Here is an 18,362-nt window from a genome sequence, read left to right as displayed (position 1 = left end):
TCGCTAACGGTTATTGTACAACAGTTCGGAGAAAAAAATTCCCCACATTAAGTGGGGAACAGAGCTTGAATTTCGGCAGGGATCACCGTAGGTGAGAGGATGCGTACTTGTTTATGCCGCCCTAGCTGGCCTTTTTCTATTTCAACCGCGCTTTTCGATACTTTACACAGTTTGGCAAGATAGCGGCTTAAATGGGCATTCGCTTTTCCATCAACAGGTGGCGCAGTGATGGCTATTTTGAGCTCATCACCGTGCTGCCCCACTAAACTATCGCGGCTGGCTTTAGGTTGGACATAAATCCGCAGGCAAAGATCTTGCCCATCAAGCCAAGCGATTGACATTACAACTGATACCAAATGGGGCCAATGAAATCACCCATTAAAAAGTTAGCGAATTGTAGAATAATAAACAGCACTAAAATGCTTAAATCGAAACCACCCATCGCTGGGATGATCCGGCGAATAGGGCTTAGCATAGGTTCGGTTAATTGATGGAAAACAAACTCTATTGGGCTACGTCCTTGGCTGACCCAGCTCAAAATCGCCCGGATCAGTAAGATCCAAAACAGTAATCCACCGGCTGCTTTGACTAAAGACAATAAGCCAAACCATAAGAAATCGAGACTGAAGACCATCGCACCCTTAGAGACCATCAGGATCAGGACGACGAATTTGAGCACCGATAACACATAAGCAAAGAGGATGGTGGCAAGGTCCAGATTACCCACCGAGGGGATCATTCGACGTAATGGCGCAACCACGGGTTGAGTGGTTTTGACAATAAATTGTGAAAACGGATTATAAAAATCGGCGCGAGCGGCTTGTAGCCAAACACGCAGAATAACCACCATGATATAGATATCAAACAAGGTGGAGATTAAAAAGCTCATAGCATTCATGAGAAAGCCCTTATGATAAATTAATGAATAGAGTACTGAAATGGCGGTCTATTTAAAATAGTTTTTCCATCTCTTGCGCACGATGGACTGCGGCACGCATGGCCTTAGCAACGATATCCGATAGCTGATGCTGCTCAAAGGTTGCGATAGCTTGTGCTGTCGTGCCTCCTTTGGATGTCACTTGCTCACGTAAGGTTGCTAGCTCTAGCTGCGGGTTTGCTGCAACCATCTGCGCTGCGCCTAACGCCGACTGCTCCACCAATAAGCGTGCGGTTTGCTTATCAAATCCCTGAGCGATTGCCTCGGCTTGCATGGCTTCCATAAACAAGAAAAAGTAGGCCGGTGCGCTACCTGCGGCGGCGATGACACTATTGATTGCTGATTCTTCACTCACCCAGCAAGTTTTTCCCACCGAACTCATCAACTGCTCAGTGAAGTTTTTGTCACTTTCACTTGCCTCTGGTGCGGCAAATAACCCTGCCATGCCTTGATTAACCAATGAGGGGGTGTTTGGCATCACCCGTACTAACGCAGGTTGAGTATTGAGCAATTGTTGCAAGCGCGCTACCGAAATCCCCGCGGCGATAGAAATAACTAATTTATTTGACCAATCAATAGCTTGCATCGGTTGACATACTTCAGCCATTAATTGAGGTTTTACCGCCAGCACCACGACATCCGCTTGCTGAGCGGCGGCGAGATTATCGCTGGTGGTTTTAATCGCATACTGAGTATGTAACGAGGCTAAGTTGGCTTGGGACGGCGCGCTGGCAATGATCCGCTGCGCTGGATAACCACTGGCAATCAGGCCAGCGATGATCGCATGAGCCATATTTCCTGCGCCAATAAAAGCAATCGTTCTTTGTTCCATAATGATGTTCTATCCTACAGTTGGCTACTCTGGTGGTAGCGGGTCATTGTTCGACGAAAAGTAAACCTGCTTTGAGCAAGGATCATGGTTTCGTTGAGGTTGGATAATCGCGCTGGCCAAAAATCGCCGTTCCTATGCGTACCATTGTACTGCCGGCTTCGATGGCCGCTTGCATATCACCACTCATCCCCATTGATAGAGTATCCAGTGCTGGATAGCGTTCCGTTAAGCGTGCTTGCAGGTCAGCTAAGCGCTGAAAAGCAACCAATTGCTCAGCATAATCAGCGACGTTCTCAGGGATGGACATCAACCCTCTTAATGTGAGGTTCGGTAGTTCAGAAATCAACTCTGCTAAGGGAAACAACGCTTGCTCACTAATACCGGATTTTGAGGTTTCACCACTGGTGTTTACCTGAATCAAGACCTGTAACGGTGCTTTGTGAGCCGGGCGTTGCTCACTCAGTCGCTGAGCGATTTTTGCTCTATCTAGGGTGTGCATCCAGTCAAAATGTTCGGCAATAAGACGAGTTTTATTGGATTGCAATGGACCAATAAAATGCCATTCTAAATCGAGTTGTGGATGATGCTCAGCAAAATAGCGAATTTTATTCACCCCTTCCTGAACATAGTTTTCTCCAAAAGCAAGTTGCCCAGCAAGGGCTGCTTCGAGAATTGCCTCGACAGGTTTGGTTTTACTGACCGCTAAAAGTTGCACAGAGCTTGGAGAGCGACCACACTTTTGTTGTGCGCTCTTCATCTGTGAGGTGATCTGTTCAATGTTTTGTTGAATACTACTCATGGCTCGACTTTATTAAGGAAAAATAAATGGATATCTCAGAGTTACTGGATTTTAGTGTAAAGCATAATGCGTCAGATCTACATCTTTCTGCAGGTGTTCCGCCCATGGTCCGGATTGATGGTGAAGTCCGTAAGCTGGGAGTGCCCGCTTTTAGTCATGCTGACGTGCATCGATTAATCTTTGCCATCATGAATGATGCCCAGCGCAGTGAATATGAAGAGCGCCTCGAAGTCGATTTTTCCTTTGAGCTACCGAATGTGGGACGTTTTCGGGTTAATGCCTTTCATCAGTCGCGCGGCAGCTCCGCCGTATTTCGAACGATTCCTACAGTGATCCCAACTTTGGATCAGTTGAATGCTCCGGAGATCTTTCGAAAAATATCCAATTATGAGAAAGGGTTAGTCCTTGTTACTGGCCCCACTGGATCCGGTAAATCGACAACGTTGGCGGCAATGGTTGATTATATCAATACTCATCATAATAAACACATTTTGACCATTGAAGATCCGATAGAATTTGTGCATAGCAATAATAAGTGTTTGATTAACCAGCGTGAAGTTCATCGCGATACGCATAGTTTTAAAAATGCGTTACGTTCGGCGCTGCGAGAAGACCCTGATGTGATCTTAGTCGGTGAGCTGCGTGATCAAGAGACAATCAGTTTAGCGTTAACCGCCGCTGAAACGGGACATTTAGTGTTTGGTACGCTACACACTAGCTCTGCCGCAAAAACCATTGATCGGATTATCGATGTATTCCCGGGTAGCGATAAAGACATGGTGCGTTCGATGTTATCGGAATCGCTGCGTGCGGTGATTGCGCAAAAACTGTTTAAGCGAGTCGGAGGAGGGCGTGTGGCGTGTCACGAAATTATGTTAGCCACTCCTGCGATCCGTAACTTGATCCGGGAAGATAAAGTCGCACAGATGTATTCGATCATCCAAACGGGCGCTGCGCATGGGATGCAAACCATGGAGCAGCATGCTAAGCAGTTGGTGGCTCAAGGGGTTGTGGATTTACCAGAGGTACAACAAAAACTGGGTCTAGATAATTCATCATTCTAAGGAACACATCATGCAATTGGATCAAATACTACAAGAGATGCTCACCCAAGGGGCGTCCGATCTCTACATCACCGTCGCGGCTCCAATTTTGTATCGCGTTAATGGCGATCTCCAACCTCAAGGGGAAGCGTTAAGTGAAGCTCAGGTCAAAGGGTTGCTATTACGGATGATGGATAGCGACCGACAAACGGAGTTTAACCAAACACGCGAGGCCAATTTTGCGATTGTGCGTGATTTTGGCCGTTTCCGAGTCAGTGCCTTTTTCCAGCGTGAGCTACCGGGTGCCGTCATTCGCCGGATCGAAACGCAAATTCCTAGTTTTGATGACTTGCAGTTGCCGGAGGTGCTTAAAGATCTGGCGCTAACCAAGCGGGGTTTAGTGTTAGTGGTAGGCGCGACAGGATCGGGAAAATCAACCACCATGGCCGCGATGACCGGTTATCGTAATTTGAAAACCCGCGGGCACATTCTTACTGTCGAGGATCCGATTGAATTTGTTCATCCTCATCAAGGCTGTATTGTGACTCAGCGTGAAGTCGGCTTAGATACTGAGAGCTATGAAGTGGCATTGAAAAACTCACTTCGCCAAGCGCCGGATATGATTCTGATTGGTGAAATACGCAGTCGTGAAACCATGGAATACGCGATGACCTTTGCCGAAACCGGGCATTTATGTATGGCAACCTTACACGCCAACAATGCCAACCAAGCCTTAGAGCGTATTTTACATTTGATGCCGAAAGAGAAAAAAGAACAGTTTCTGTTTGATTTATCGATGAACTTAAAAGGAGTGATTGGTCAGCAACTGCTGCGTGATAAACAAGGTAAAGGGCGTCATGGCGTGTTCGAGATTTTGCTCAATAGTCCAAGAATGGCGGATTTGATCCGCCGTGGCGATTTGCATGAATTAAAAGCAACCATGGCTAAATCGAAAGAAGTGGGAATGCAAACCTTCGATCAAGCGCTGTATCAATTGGTAATTGACGACAAAATCACTGAGCAAGATGCGCTACACAGCGCCGATTCAGCTAATGATTTACGCCTTATGCTCAAAACCCAGCGTGGAGAGGGCTACTCTTCTGGTGCCTTGGATAATATAAAGATTGATATGGAGTGAGGCTAGTTTGCCCATTGTCTTTCAAACCAGCTTTCTAAGATCACGACCGCTGATTGGCAGTCTATATTGCCTTTACTGAGTGCCTTGTAGCCGCCATGAGCAAACAGCTCGGAGCGAGCCTCTGCCGTCGATAGGCGTTCATCGTGCAGCTCAACGGGTAAGCCAAAGCGTCCGTGTAAGCGGTTAGCAAATTTTTTCGCCCGCGGAGTGATGGTATCTAAATCTTTGCCATGTAAGTCAGTGGGTAAGCCAACCACTAATAGATTGGGCTGCCACTCTTTGATTTGTTTTTCTATCTCATCCCAATTGGGGATGCCATCATTGGCTTTAAAGGCTTTTAATGGCGAGGCCGTTCCGGTAATTTCTTGACCGATAGCACTACCGATACTTTTAGTGCCGAAATCAAAGGCCATAATGGTACGCGACATAATAAACGTCTCATTGCTGTGGCGCATTAACTCGATGGTTAATGCGCCTTAAAGGTTAAGTTAGGCATGACCTGATTGAGGGGCCAGTTGGGCGGGATTAATGCCTAATTTTTGAATCGCTTTTTGCCATTTTTCATGGACTGGCGTATCAAAGATTAAATCGGCATCCGCTTCAATGGTTAGCCAAGAGTTTTCGGTTAACTCTTGTTCTAATTGGCCTGGAGACCAACCAGAGTAACCTAATGCGACAATATAACCATTCGGTTCCGCCTCAGTACCGAGTACACAGAGGATATCTTTCGAAGTGGTCACCGCAATATCGTCGGTCATCTTCATCGTCGACTCATAATGATCTTTCATTCGATGCAGAACAAATCCACGATCTTCGGAAATCGGCCCACCGTTAAAGACCGGTTTCTTTAGGCTTTGCTCGCGAGAGTGCGGGTAAGCGGGCTCGATCTCGACCTGTTTTAGCATCCCACTGACCGTAATATCGATCGGAGCATTGATCATTAGCCCCATTGCACCCTCTTCATTATGTTCACAGACGTAGATCACGCTGCGTTTGAAGTAAGGATCTTGCATACTGGGCATGGCAACGAGAAAATGATTAGTCAGATTCATCTAATCTTCAATCCTTTGGTATTGAGGAGCGCTAAGCTCCTACATAGATAAGGCCTTAATACGACGTTCAATCGCATCCATCAGCTTGCCGGTAATCGAGATATCAAAAGCGGCTTCGATTTCACGAATACAGGTTGGGCTAGTGACATTGATTTCGGTGAGTTTATCACCAATCACATCAAGACCGACAAAGATCAAGCCTTTTTCTTTTAATGTTGGAGCCACGGCTAACGCAATCGCTTTATCGGTTTCACTCAGTGGTCGAGCTTCTCCCCTTCCTCCAGCCGCTAAGTTACCACGGGTCTCACCTTGAGCAGGAATACGTGCTAAGCAGTATGGCATTGGCTCACCATCGACGACTAGGATCCGTTTGTCACCGTTACTGATATCGGGGACAAAGGTTTGTGCCATGCAGTAGGTTTGTCCGTGATTGGTCAGCGTTTCGATGATCACCGACACGTTAGGATCGCCTTGTTTAATGCGAAAAATCGATGAGCCACCCATACCATCGAGCGGTTTTAAAATCACATCGCCGTGTTGCTCGCGAAAGGCTTTAATTTTTTCCGCTTTACGAGTCACCATCGTGGTAGGGGTTAATTCTGGAAACCAAGCGGTAAATAATTTTTCATTACAATCACGCAGGCTTTGCGGTTTATTGACGATCAGTGTGCCTTCTTCTTCCGCTCTTTCCAGAATATACGTTGCGTAAATATATTCGGTATCAAAAGGGGGATCTTTGCGCATCAATACGGCATCAAGATCCGCGAGACGAATGGTTTGCTCTGACTGAAATTGATACCAAGCCGCGGGATCTTCTTTGACGCTGACCACTTTAGTATCCGCCAGAGCCACACCTTGTTCTAAGTGCAGATCAGCCATTTCCATATAATGAATTTGATAACCACGACGCTGTGCTTCAAGCATCATGGCAAAGCTGGAATCTTTTTTAATATTAATTGATGAAATGGGATCCATCACGATGCCAAGTTTAATCATTGAATTTCTCCGAGTTAGCCAAGATCGCCGAAACGAACTTGTAGCGCTGTAATAGCAGTCAGTGCTGCGGTTTCGGTGCGCAGTACGCGAGGACCGAGCAGCGTTTCTGCAAAGTGGTATTGTTCGGTCATGGCAATTTCTTGCTCAGATAGGCCACCTTCTGGGCCTATCAATAAACGGACTTTGTTTACCGGCTCAGGTAAAGTATTGATCGAATAGGAGGCGCGAGGGTGTAAATTGAGTTTGAGTGCCTGACTAGGCTCTGCGCACCAGGCTTCTAATTCCATCACTGGGCGGATAACTGGAACGATATTTCGGCCACATTGTTCACAAGCGGCAATCGCGATTTTTTGCCATTGCTGCAGCTTTTTCTCAAAGCGTTTCGGGTCCAGTTTTACCCCACAACGCTCTGATAATAAAGGCGTAATAGTATTCACGCCAAGTTCGACCGATTTTTGAATAGTAAACTCCATTTTATCACCGCGAGAAATGACTTGCCCAAGATGTAAATTGAGCGGCGATTCAATGCTTTTTTCAATGCGTTGCTGAATGTCAACGGTCAGCTGTTTTTTGCTGATCTCACTGATCACCGCAGGAAATTCAGCATCACTCCCATCAAACAACGTCACCGATTGACCGGGCTGCATACGCAGGACTTTACCGATATGATTGGCGGCGTCGTCACTGAGGGCAAGCGTGCCCAATTGGTGGATAGGGGAGGGATGATAAATTCGAGGAATACGCATGCCAAGTTCCTAATAATTGATGACAAAGCGATACTTTGGTGACTTGAAGATCGCACAGTATGGATAATATTGGTACGTTAAGTGGCGGGTTCAAGTCATGGAGTATCCGTGTTACCCGACCTATGTCTTGATAACCACAATCTAGTGATGATAGCTCACCTGATCACTGCGTTGAAGGGAAATATCTTCTTCTTCGGCGTTTGAGGGACGGTCACCGTTCAAGATGCAATGACACTGTCCCTAGTCGTTTAAGCGCTCAGCTTGAAGTTTTAGTCATTGTTGTTGATGACGATCTTAGCTCTATTCACGGTGGCGACGAGAACACTGTGTATCAACAAACGGATTGGAGTGACCTTGAATGGTGGTAATGCGTCGGTTACGTTCACACTCCCACTCATCAGCTGGGTATTGAGTATCCCAAACTTGCATCAGTTGAGCTTGTTGTTTGGAGAGCTTAAAGCCATAGTGTTGGCTCATGTATAAGTAAGTTCTTGCGATTGCGCCTCGTGCTCTTTCTGGTGGCATCGCTTTACGCTGCGCAAAGTTAATTTGCATTTCACAGCGACCATACGTCGCGCCATCAATCCCATTCCATTGACTAAAATTGAAGTTAGAGCGATCGCCATTCACTTCACCAATCGCGGGAGTGAGGTTGTGTAAATCGGCCTCCATTTGGCGAAATTGCTCATCGTGGCGTGCACAGTGTTTGCGTCCGCCTTCTTGCCAACATTGTAACTGATGACCAAACTGCCAAGCAGGAACCACGTGCTCCCATTCAATTCGATTGGCGCGTGTGGCTTGTTTGCGAACTTCATAGCCACAGCCTTCAAGATCAGGAATACCTCGTTGGCCTTGCCAGCTAATCTCACAGCCACAGTAGAAGCTAACCGGATGATCTTGATAAAGTTTAACGGCGATACGTTTGGCTTGAGCAAAAGAAGTTGGGGCAGAAGCGAGGCTACTGGTAGTAAAAAAAAATAAACCTAAAATGGACAGCAAACGTAAATAAAACATGGCAAAAGACTGAGATAAGTATGATTTTCCGCAGTCTATCACTCAAAAAATGACTTGCCTATTGATAGATGAATGAGGAGCCGGTTTATCCAGTAAAGACCAGAGGTGTTTGACAGTGGCGGCAATGATAGCTGCTTTGTTGACGCAACACCTTGTTATGACGACGAATTGATAATGAGTGAACTTGACACGCGCAGCGATAAGCAAAGGTTTTACCCTGGACAGAGCCAACATCGAAGCTGTGAGTGGTTCTGGGTGGCAGATTAAACACCTGTGACATAACGGATTGCCATTCACGACCGTGAGGACGTACTCGTCCATAACGTTGATAAGTGATCAGGTGAGCAATTTCATGGGGGATCACTTCATCGATAAAAGCTTGCGGATTTTCAGCCAATAAAATCGGATTTAAGCGAACTTCCCAGCGTTGTAAATAGGCTTTACCTGCGGTTTTGCCGCGTAGCTTTAGGCTGAGGTTCGGTAGGGAGAAAGGGGTATTAAAGTATTCTGAGGCCCGCTCAATACAGCGTTGTATTTGCTGCTGGGCACGGTCATGCAATTCAAAATTGATCAAAGGACCTCCAATAAAAAACCTCAGACGGATCTGAGGTTTATCCAATCATGGCTTACCACTCCTTGGAGAGTAAGCCATTTCGGCTATGGATAATTATTTTAAACCGGCAAAGTCACGCAGTAGGGCGGCTTTATCGGTGGCTTCCCAAGGGAATTCTTCGCGACCAAAGTGACCATACGCGGCAGTCTTCTTGTAGATCGGCTGTAGTAAGCTGAGCATTTCTTGTAAACCGTAAGGACGTAAGTCGAAGAACTGACGGACCGCTTCAATGATAATATCGTGCGATACTTTCTCGCTACCGAAGGTTTCTACCATGATCGACGTTGGATCGGCGACACCAATGGCGTAAGAAAGTTGAATCTCACAGCGATCCGCAAGACCGGCAGCCACAATGTTTTTCGCAACATAGCGCGCGGCATAAGCCGCAGAGCGGTCAACTTTGGATGGATCTTTACCAGAAAAAGCACCACCACCATGACGTGCTGCGCCGCCGTAGGTATCGACGATAATTTTACGACCCGTTAAGCCACAGTCACCCATTGGACCACCAATCACGAAACGACCAGTTGGGTTAATGAAGTATTTGGTGTCTTTGGTTAGCCATTCAGCAGGTAACACTGGCTTGATAATTTCTTCCATCACGCCTTCGCGCAGATCAGCGGTAGAGACGGAATCACAATGCTGAGTAGAAAGTACCACAGCATCAATGCCAACGATCTTACCTTGGTCATATTGGAAAGTGACCTGAGATTTTGCATCCGGACGCAACCAAGCTAGGCTACCATTTTTACGCACTTCAGCTTGACGCTGCATTAAACGGTGTGCATAGGTAATGGGTGCTGGCATCAGCACTTCGGTTTCATTACAAGCGTAACCAAACATGATGCCTTGGTCACCTGCGCCTTGATCTTTAGGATCGGCTTTATCAACGCCTTGGTTGATATCTGGCGACTGTTTACCAATGGTATTGAGTACCGCACACGAGTTGGCATCAAAGCCCATCTCAGAGTTAACATAACCAATTTCACGTACGGTCTGGCGAGTCAGCTCTTCAATATCCACCCACGCTGACGTGGTTACTTCACCGCCAACCATGACCATTCCGGTTTTGACATAGGTTTCACACGCGACACGAGCTTTTGGATCTTGTTCTAAAATGGCATCAAGAACCGCGTCAGAGATTTGGTCGGCAATTTTATCAGGATGACCTTCTGATACAGATTCAGAAGTAAACAAATGTTTAGCCATGATAGCTCCAATTTTCATATTAGTAGCGACCCGTTATTCGATAAACGCGTCGGTAAAATTGTTCAATATGTAGGCGTTTCTACATCTAGACGTCTATTCTAGTTTTCAATGCTCAAATTACAAGCTCTTTTTTAGTTTATCTTATGGCCAAACGTTTGCTTGGTTTTGTGATGTTTTTATAATTACGATGAAATTTCATGTAACCGATTGCAAAAATCAGCCCAAGAGGCAGTAAAAGGTTTGCAGAGCGTAAGGGGCTTTGCGACAATATTGAGCACTTTTTCTATACCCTTCCCACTTTAAGCGGCGGCGGTTCAGTGATTTGGTTTGCCTTCTATTCAGAGCAATAGTGTTACTGGTAGGAGCGAGAGCACTCATCGTTGATTTGCAACTTTGATTGGTTTGGGAGATCGCTTTTTATTTCATCGCTTTTTAGGAGCTGATATGTCTTCGCGTAAACAACTGGCTAACGCGATTCGTGCGTTAAGCATGGATGGTGTTCAACAAGCTAACTCTGGGCATCCGGGAGCCCCAATGGGCATGGCGGATATCGCTGAAGTGCTGTGGCGCTCACATCTCAATCACAACCCACAAAATCCTCAGTGGGCTGACCGCGACCGTTTTGTGCTGTCTAACGGCCATGGCTCAATGCTGATTTACTCACTGCTGCACTTAAGTGGTTACGAACTTTCTATCGACGACCTAAAGAACTTCCGTCAACTGCATTCTAAAACTCCAGGCCATCCAGAATACGGTTACGCGCCAGGTATTGAAACCACGACCGGTCCTCTCGGTCAGGGGATTACCAATGCGGTGGGCATGGCGATGGCTGAAAAAGCGCTCGCGGCTCAGTTCAACAAGCCAGGTCACGACATCGTTGATCACTTTACTTATGTGTTTATGGGTGATGGCTGCTTGATGGAAGGCATTTCTCACGAAGCCTGCTCACTGGCAGGCACGCTTGGCCTTGGTAAGCTTATCGCGTTTTGGGATGACAACGGCATCTCGATTGACGGCCATGTTGAAGGTTGGTTCTCTGATGACACGCCTAAGCGTTTTGAAGCTTATGGCTGGCATGTGATCCCAGCGGTTGATGGCCATGATGCAGAGGCGATCAACGCGGCGATTGAAGCGGCCAAAGCCGATCCTCGTCCAACATTGATCTGTACCAAAACCATTATTGGTTTTGGCTCGCCAAATAAAGCTGGCTCGCATGACTGCCATGGCGCGCCATTAGGCCATGATGAAATTAAAGCGGCTCGTGAATTCCTGGGTTGGCAATATGGCCCATTTGAAATTCCTGCTGATATTTACGCTCAGTGGGACGCTAAAGAAGCAGGTCAAGCTAAAGAAGCGGCTTGGGATGAGAAGTTCGCTGCTTACGCCGCCGAGTACCCAGCAGAAGCGGCTGAGTTTAAACGCCGCGTTAATGGCGATCTTCCAGCGCAGTGGGAAGAGCAAGCCAATGCTATCATTGCTGAATTACAAGCTAACCCGGCCAACATTGCTTCACGTAAAGCATCACAAAATGCCCTTGAAGCGTTCGGTAAATTATTACCAGAATTTATGGGCGGCTCTGCAGACCTAGCACCGTCAAACCTGACCATGTGGTCTGGCTCAAAATCACTCACCGCTGAAGATTTCTCTGGTAACTACATTCATTACGGTGTGCGTGAATTTGGTATGACCGCCATTATGAACGGTATCGCGTTGCACGGTGGCTTTGTCCCTTACGGCGCGACCTTCTTAATGTTTATGGAATACGCCCGTAACGCACTGCGTATGGCGGCGCTGATGAAAATCCAAAATATCCAAGTCTACACTCACGACTCTATCGGTCTGGGTGAAGATGGTCCGACTCACCAACCGGTTGAGCAAGTTGCTTCTCTACGCTTAACACCAAACATGAGCACATGGCGTCCCTGTGACCAAGTGGAATCTGCAGTAGCATGGAAACTGGCGATTGAACGTAAAGAGGCGCCATCAGCGCTGATCTTCTCACGTCAAAACCTCGCTCAGCAGCCTCGTACGGCAGCGCAAGTGGCTGATATCGCCAAAGGTGGTTATATCCTTAAAGATTGCGCTGGCAAACCAGAGCTTATCTTGATTGCGACCGGCTCTGAAGTGGAGCTCGCGGTGAAAGCGGCAGAGCAGCTAACCGCTGAAGGTAAGCACGTTCGCGTGGTTTCAATGCCATCGACCGATGCTTTCGACAAGCAAGATGCAGCGTATCGTGAAGCGGTATTACCTGCAGACGTGACCAAGCGTATCGCGATCGAAGCAGGCATTGCGGATTTCTGGCACAAGTACGTTGGTTTTGGCGGCAAGATCATCGGCATGACGACGTTCGGTGAATCGGCACCAGCGGATCAACTGTTCAAAATGTTTGGTTTTACGACTGAAAATGTGGTGAAAACCGCTAACGAACTGTTGGCTTAAACGAACTATTGGCTTAATGGTTGATATTGAGTTCTAACTGAGCCCAGCTTATTTGCTGGGCTTTTTCTATGCTGCTAGGCCGTTTTCCATTCATTAGGGCAAGCGTGACGCAAAGCATCAATAAATAAGCGTAAACGCAAAGGGTGACGCCCCGCTGGATAGTAACAAGCCACCTCACTGGGTGGAGATAACCATTCAGGTAAGCAAGCAGCAAGGCTCCCAGGATGAGCACGTTCAAAGCCTTCTGCAAACCAAGTTGGTAGCAAGCCAATTCCTCGCCCTTTGGCTATCGCGTCGGCTTGCATGGCTAAGCTATCACTTTGTAAACGACTTTTCAGTGCTGGTAATACCCAGTCTCCTTGAGTCGGATGAGTTAGGGTTAATCCTTCTTGGCGACAGGCGATAAAATCTATCCAAGTATGATTTATAAGCTGCTCAGGATGTTCGGGCTTGGGGTGAGTGGCTAAATAATTCGGAGAAGCATACGGTGAATAATGCCAATTGCCGAGAAGCTCGCGCCGCCATCCAGAGGGGGTGATAGCCCCGATCCAAATCATCAAATCAGGTTCTAACAAGCTATTTTCGGCCACATAGTGACTGTGTACTCGAATGGTTACTTCGGGGTGTGCCAGCATAAATTCATCGAGTACGTGACTTATCCACCCTCGGACCAAGTTGGGATGAACGACTAACGTCAGATTACCGCTGATTTGATTGTTCAGCTCTTGAAGAGCTTCAATACCTCTTGATGCCAATTCAAGCAATTGTTCCGTATAAACGGCAAACACTTGTCCGGCCTTAGTTAATGTGAGCCGGTTGCCTTGACGAGTGATCAGCGCTTGCCCTAAATCACTTTCGAGCATAGCAAGCCGTCGACTTAGTGTCGATTTTGGTTGTTCAAGCGCTTTAGCGGCAGCGGTCAGACTTTTGTGCTGACAGAGTGCATGGAAGGCTTTGATAGCACTTAAATCATGCATGATAACAGTGGCCTCGTTATTCAATAATCGTGTTGTTCCATATCTGGGACTGACTATTCCATCTGTCGGTCTATCTCAATGATTCAAATTGTGAATAATTCCACTTCGAAATTAATAATCATTATCATTTATGGAGTGGTGAATGTCTAGATTAAATCCAACCCGAGTGGCTTTTGCCGTAGCGTTTGGTCTATTTGCATCGGTACCAGTGAGTGCTCAGCAAGAGCGTCAAGTTGACGAAACACTGGTCGTGACCGCGTCAGGTTTTGAGCAAGTAGTGAGAAATGCGCCGGCCAGTATCACGGTGATCAGTGCTGAAGAGATGGCCAAGGGTTCATTCAGAGATTTAACCGATGCGTTGCGCTCGGTACAAGGCATTTATATTTCTGGTGGCGGCGCCAGTCAAGACATTAGTATTCGTGGCTTAGATGCTAAATATACGCTGATTTTAGTCGATGGAAAAAGACAAGGTAGCCGTCAGACACGCCCTAACAGCGATGGACCAGGAATCGAGCAAGGCTGGATCCCGCCACTCAATATGATAGAAAGAATCGAGGTCGTACGTGGCCCAATGTCTTCGTTGTATGGTTCTGATGCGATGGGAGGGGTCATTAATATTATCACTAAAAAAGTGTCTGATACTTGGAATGGTTCACTCCGTCTAGAAAGCCAACTGCGCGATCGTGGTTATGCCGGTGATAGCCAGCAAGCCAGTGCGACCATTGCTGGTCCTCTGATTGATGGTTTACTTGGGGTTCAGCTTTCTGGTTCCGTTTCTCGGCGTGCTGAAGATGATAAAATCGGTTATTACCCAGAACAAGAGATGAACAGTGCCAATGTCCGTTTTGATTTCACCCCGACCGACACGCAAGATATTCGCATCGATATTAATCAAAGTCGTCAACAGCGGGACAGTTCTAAAAAAAGTGCCGAACGTCCATCACAAGGGGATTATGAACGTTCGTATTATGCCCTTTCTCATGAAGGACGTTGGGAGTTTGCAACCAGCCAATTGAGCTATAGTCACGAAAAAACAGACAATGAAAGCCGTCAAATGACGATCACTAACCAAGTGGTTGACGCCAGTTTACAACGTGCGTTTGACGATCATTTCGTGACTGTTGGTGGACAATACTTTAACGAATCGTTGGATGATGCCGGTAACAAATACAATCCTAGCGTAAATTCATTAGAACGTTGGCGCGGTGCCTTTTTCATTGAAGATGAGTGGCAAATGACACAAGACTTTGCCTTAACACTTGGAGCACGTTTTAATCGCGATCAGCATTATGGCAATGAAATTACCCCCCGTGCCTATGCTGTTTGGCAATTAAGTGATCACTGGACGGTAAAAGGTGGCGTGACTAATGGCTTCAGTGCTCCAGGGTTGCGTGAAGTCTCTAGCGATTGGGGACAAGTGACGGGTGGTGGGCGTCGTAATGGGGTGATTTTAGGCAACCCTGATCTCAAACCTGAAAAAACGTTGAACCAAGAAATTGCGATCTTCTATCAGCTACCAACAGGGTTTCAGGCATCACTCAGCTTATTTAATACCGACTTTAAAGATAAAGTGTTGATTACCACTCTATGTGATGATGCCAGCAACGGTGGAGGATGTGTTTCACCTTCAGGCAGTCAGCATGATTTTATTCAGCAACGAGAAAATGTCGATAAAGCACGGATTCAAGGGATAGAAACCAGTTTTAAAATACCAGTCATGGAACAACTCGCTCTATCGGCCAACTATACCTTTACGGACTCAGAGCAGCGCAGTGGGGCGAATCGTGGCGATCCATTAAGTCGAACTCCACGCCATCAAGCATCGATCAATTTAGATTGGGATGCCAGTGAGCAGCTAACGTTTTGGACACATGCCAAATACAAAGGCAGTGAATATGCGATTGTGCGAGGCGGGGCTGTTGGAGATAAATACGATGCTTACCAAACCTTAGATATTGGTGGTAATTATCAAGTCAACAAAGAGACACGTTTACTGTTTGGTATCTATAACCTCACTGATACCGATATTTCACAAGATAAACATGGCAAAGTGCTGGATGGACGCAGCTACTGGATAGGGGCGGATATCAGTTTCTAAAAGCGTTATACCGGGCTCACTTTATTTAGTGAGCCTTTTTTTATCGTCGATGGATGAGTGGGGGTGTTGCTCTTAAAGGCTATCAGTTACTATCCTCCTCTCGAAAACAATTAAGACGATGGAATGATGCTTAAAGTCGCGATCAATGGGTTTGGGCGTATCGGGCGCAATGTCTTGCGAGCGATATATGAGAGTGGAAAAAATCAGCAAATCAAAGTAGTGGCAGTCAATGAACTGGCATTACCCGATGCGATGGCTCACCTTCTGCAATACGATACGAGTCATGGCCGATTTGGTAAAAAAATTACCAATGATCAAGAACATATCTATGTGCATCATGAGGCGGGTGTCTATGATTCGATTCGGATTCTTCATCTTAGCGAAATCAAACTACTGCCTTGGCGCGATCTTGCGGTTGATATTGTTCTCGATTGTACCGGAGTCTATGGCTCAAAAGCCGATGGTCTAGCCCATATTACCGCGGGTGCTAAGAAAGTGCTCTTTTCCCATCCCGGGAGTCATGATCTCGATAACACCATCATTTATGGTGTTAACCATCAAACGCTGACTGCTGAGCACCGCGTGGTTTCCAATGGCTCTTGTACCACCAACTGCATTGTACCGATCATAAAAGTCTTGGATGAAGCCTTTGGTATTGACTCTGGTACCATCACCACCATTCATTCAGCGATGAATGATCAGCCCGTGATTGATGCTTACCATACCGATCTGCGTCGTACACGCTCAGCCAGCCAATCGATCATTCCCGTTGATACTAAATTGCATAAAGGTATTGAAAGAATTTTTCCGAAATTTTCTAACAAATTTGAGGCAATTTCAGTGCGCGTGCCAACAGTTAACGTCACAGCGATGGATTTAAGTGTCACATTAAATACAAATGTGAAAGTTAATGACGTAAATCAAACCATCATACACGCATCTCGGTGTACATTAGATGGCATTGTTGACTATACTGAAGCTCCATTGGTATCCATCGATTTTAACCATGATCCACACAGTGCGATTGTGGATGGTTCACAAACCCGAGTCAGTAACGGGCAACTGGTTAAAATGTTGGTTTGGTGCGATAACGAATGGGGCTTTGCGAACCGCATGCTGGATACGGCGCTCGCAATGCAAGCATCCGAGTAGGAGCAGGATGATGGGGATGGCTGAGTATTGAACTTGAAATACATCGTGACGGTCTCCATATCAATAACCAGTTTGAAGAATAACTAAGCTCGGCAAGGTTGCCGGGTTTCCAAAAACTTTATTTATTAATATTTGAGAGGACAAACCATGTCTGTAATCAAGATGACCGACCTGGATCTAGCAGGTAAACGCGTATTTATCCGTGCTGACCTAAACGTACCAGTGAAAGATGGCAAAGTGACTTCGGATGCACGTATTCTTGCGTCTTTACCAACCATTCAGCACTGCATAGCGGCTGGCGCTAAAGTAATGGTGACTTCTCACCTCGGTCGTCCAACGGAAGGCGAATACACGGAAGAGTTCTCTCTATTACCCGTCGTTAACTACTTAAAAGACGCGTTAGATTGCGAAGTTAAACTGGCTAAAGATTACCTTGATGGTTTGGAATTGAACGCTGGCGAATTGGTCGTTCTTGAAAACGTTCGCTTTAACAAAGGCGAGAAGAAAAACGAAGAAGAATTATCGAAAAAATACGCAGCGTTATGTGACGTGTTTGTGATGGATGCGTTTGGTACGGCTCACCGTGCTCAAGCGTCGACTCATGGCGTTGGTATGTTCGCTCCGATCGCTTGTGCTGGCCCACTATTGGCGGCAGAACTTGAAGCATTGGGTAAAGCGATGGATAACCCAGAGCGTCCATTAGTGGCTATCGTTGGTGGTTCAAAAGTATCAACAAAACTCACCGTACTCGAATCCCTTTCTAAAATTGCTGACCAACTGGTTGTTGGCGGTGGTATCGCGAATACTTTTATTGCCGCTGCGGGTCACAATGTCGGTAAGTCTCTTTATGAAGCCGACTTGCTTGATACAGCGAAAAAGTTAATGAAAGAGTGCTCTATTCCTCTTGCGACTGATGTTGCTTGTGCGAAAGCGTTTGATGAAAACGCCGCAGCGGAAATCAAGCACGTTTCTGAAGTGCAAGATGACGATATGATTTTCGACCTAGGCCCAGATTCAACCGCAGCATTGGCTGAAATCATCGCTAACGCAAAAACGATTTTGTGGAATGGCCCAGTCGGTGTATTTGAATTCAAAAATTTCGAAGCCGGTACCAAAGGTATCTCTGAAGCGATCGCCAAATCGGCAGGTTTCTCAGTAGCGGGTGGCGGTGACACACTAGCAGCGATCGATAAGTTTGGTATCAAAGCTGACGTATCTTATATTTCAACCGGTGGCGGTGCTTTCCTTGAATTTGTTGAAGGTAAAGTTCTACCAGCAGTAGAAATGCTAGAAGCACGCGCGAAAGCATAATGACGA

18 protein-coding genes are annotated in these 18,362 nt (G+C 46.5%); 6 read left to right on the top strand and 12 right to left on the bottom strand.

Annotated elements, in window-relative coordinates:
- Positions 1 to 47 precede the first annotated feature (47 nt).
- The 4 genes from yggU to VIB_RS11310 all read right to left on the bottom strand — a co-directional run bounded on the left by yggU (position 48) and on the right by VIB_RS11310 (position 2,568).
- Positions 48 to 341, bottom strand: a complete 294-nt coding sequence (gene yggU, locus VIB_RS11325; RefSeq protein WP_004396060.1) for a DUF167 family protein YggU — start codon at positions 339 to 341, stop codon at positions 48 to 50.
- Positions 341 to 898: a YggT family protein gene (locus tag VIB_RS11320; RefSeq protein WP_040904707.1), complete on the bottom strand. Its 558-nt coding sequence runs from the start codon at positions 896 to 898 to the stop codon at positions 341 to 343. Before VIB_RS11320 ends, yggU begins: the two co-directional genes overlap by 1 nt.
- A gap of 52 nt (positions 899 to 950) precedes the next feature.
- Positions 951 to 1,769 carry a pyrroline-5-carboxylate reductase gene (proC, locus tag VIB_RS11315; protein ID WP_004396058.1) on the bottom strand — a complete coding sequence of 273 codons (819 nt, stop codon included), beginning with the start codon at positions 1,767 to 1,769 and terminating at the stop codon, positions 951 to 953.
- A gap of 82 nt (positions 1,770 to 1,851) precedes the next feature.
- On the bottom strand, positions 1,852 to 2,568 hold the full coding sequence (locus VIB_RS11310; protein ID WP_004396057.1) for a YggS family pyridoxal phosphate-dependent enzyme: 717 nt from the start codon (positions 2,566 to 2,568) through the stop codon (positions 1,852 to 1,854).
- A gap of 26 nt (positions 2,569 to 2,594) precedes the next feature.
- On the opposite strand from VIB_RS11310, the gene VIB_RS11305 reads away from it, so the two are divergent.
- Together VIB_RS11305 and VIB_RS11300 are read left to right on the top strand one after the other, a co-directional pair.
- Positions 2,595 to 3,632 (top strand): type IV pilus twitching motility protein PilT, encoded by a 1,038-nt coding sequence (locus VIB_RS11305; RefSeq protein WP_004396056.1) that lies wholly within the window; start codon positions 2,595 to 2,597, stop codon positions 3,630 to 3,632.
- A 10-nt stretch (positions 3,633 to 3,642) separates the two neighbouring features.
- Positions 3,643 to 4,749: a PilT/PilU family type 4a pilus ATPase gene (locus VIB_RS11300; RefSeq protein ID WP_004396055.1), complete on the top strand. Its 1,107-nt coding sequence runs from the start codon at positions 3,643 to 3,645 to the stop codon at positions 4,747 to 4,749.
- 2 nt (positions 4,750 to 4,751) lie between these two features.
- Here the strand turns inward: VIB_RS11300 and ruvX are convergent, their stop codons facing one another.
- The 7 genes from ruvX to metK all read right to left on the bottom strand — a co-directional run bounded on the left by ruvX (position 4,752) and on the right by metK (position 10,379).
- Positions 4,752 to 5,177 carry a Holliday junction resolvase RuvX gene (gene ruvX / locus VIB_RS11295; RefSeq protein ID WP_004396054.1) on the bottom strand — a complete coding sequence of 142 codons (426 nt, stop codon included), beginning with the start codon at positions 5,175 to 5,177 and terminating at the stop codon, positions 4,752 to 4,754.
- A 60-nt stretch (positions 5,178 to 5,237) separates the two neighbouring features.
- Positions 5,238 to 5,801, bottom strand: coding sequence for a YqgE/AlgH family protein (locus VIB_RS11290; RefSeq protein ID WP_040904706.1), 564 nt, complete (start codon positions 5,799 to 5,801; stop codon positions 5,238 to 5,240).
- Between the two features lie 39 nt (positions 5,802 to 5,840).
- Positions 5,841 to 6,797, bottom strand: coding sequence for a glutathione synthase (gene gshB / locus VIB_RS11285; RefSeq protein ID WP_004396052.1), 957 nt, complete (start codon positions 6,795 to 6,797; stop codon positions 5,841 to 5,843).
- Between the two features lie 14 nt (positions 6,798 to 6,811).
- Positions 6,812 to 7,543: a 16S rRNA (uracil(1498)-N(3))-methyltransferase gene (gene rsmE / locus VIB_RS11280; RefSeq protein ID WP_004396051.1), complete on the bottom strand. Its 732-nt coding sequence runs from the start codon at positions 7,541 to 7,543 to the stop codon at positions 6,812 to 6,814.
- Between the two features lie 300 nt (positions 7,544 to 7,843).
- Entirely contained in the window at positions 7,844 to 8,557 is a 714-nt protein-coding gene (locus VIB_RS11275; RefSeq protein ID WP_040904705.1) for an endonuclease, read from the bottom strand.
- Positions 8,558 to 8,642: 85 nt separating this feature from the next.
- On the bottom strand, positions 8,643 to 9,131 hold the full coding sequence (locus tag VIB_RS11270) for a SprT family zinc-dependent metalloprotease (RefSeq protein ID WP_040904929.1): 489 nt from the start codon (positions 9,129 to 9,131) through the stop codon (positions 8,643 to 8,645).
- Between the two features lie 93 nt (positions 9,132 to 9,224).
- Complete coding sequence (metK, locus tag VIB_RS11265; protein ID WP_004396049.1) at positions 9,225 to 10,379, bottom strand: methionine adenosyltransferase; 1,155 nt, start codon at positions 10,377 to 10,379, stop codon at positions 9,225 to 9,227.
- A 444-nt stretch (positions 10,380 to 10,823) separates the two neighbouring features.
- Between metK and tkt the strand changes: the two genes are divergently transcribed.
- Positions 10,824 to 12,818 carry a transketolase gene (gene tkt, locus VIB_RS11260; protein WP_004396048.1) on the top strand — a complete coding sequence of 665 codons (1,995 nt, stop codon included), beginning with the start codon at positions 10,824 to 10,826 and terminating at the stop codon, positions 12,816 to 12,818.
- 74 nt (positions 12,819 to 12,892) lie between these two features.
- Here the strand turns inward: tkt and VIB_RS11255 are convergent, their stop codons facing one another.
- Positions 12,893 to 13,795 (bottom strand): LysR family transcriptional regulator, encoded by a 903-nt coding sequence (locus VIB_RS11255; RefSeq protein ID WP_004396047.1) that lies wholly within the window; start codon positions 13,793 to 13,795, stop codon positions 12,893 to 12,895.
- A gap of 142 nt (positions 13,796 to 13,937) precedes the next feature.
- Here VIB_RS11255 and VIB_RS11250 point away from each other — a divergent pair, with 142 nt between their 5' ends.
- From VIB_RS11250 to VIB_RS11240, 3 genes are all read left to right on the top strand, one after another.
- On the top strand, positions 13,938 to 15,893 hold the full coding sequence (locus VIB_RS11250) for a TonB-dependent receptor domain-containing protein (RefSeq protein WP_004396046.1): 1,956 nt from the start codon (positions 13,938 to 13,940) through the stop codon (positions 15,891 to 15,893).
- Between the two features lie 126 nt (positions 15,894 to 16,019).
- Entirely contained in the window at positions 16,020 to 17,045 is a 1,026-nt protein-coding gene (gene epd / locus VIB_RS11245; RefSeq protein ID WP_004396045.1) for an erythrose-4-phosphate dehydrogenase, read from the top strand.
- Between the two features lie 147 nt (positions 17,046 to 17,192).
- Positions 17,193 to 18,356: a phosphoglycerate kinase gene (locus VIB_RS11240; RefSeq protein ID WP_040904704.1), complete on the top strand. Its 1,164-nt coding sequence runs from the start codon at positions 17,193 to 17,195 to the stop codon at positions 18,354 to 18,356.
- Positions 18,357 to 18,362 lie beyond the last annotated feature (6 nt).

The organism is Vibrio metschnikovii CIP 69.14, assembly GCF_000176155.1.
Lineage (GTDB): Bacteria > Pseudomonadota > Gammaproteobacteria > Enterobacterales > Vibrionaceae > Vibrio > Vibrio metschnikovii.
This window is presented reverse-complemented; position numbering and strand designations above follow the sequence as displayed.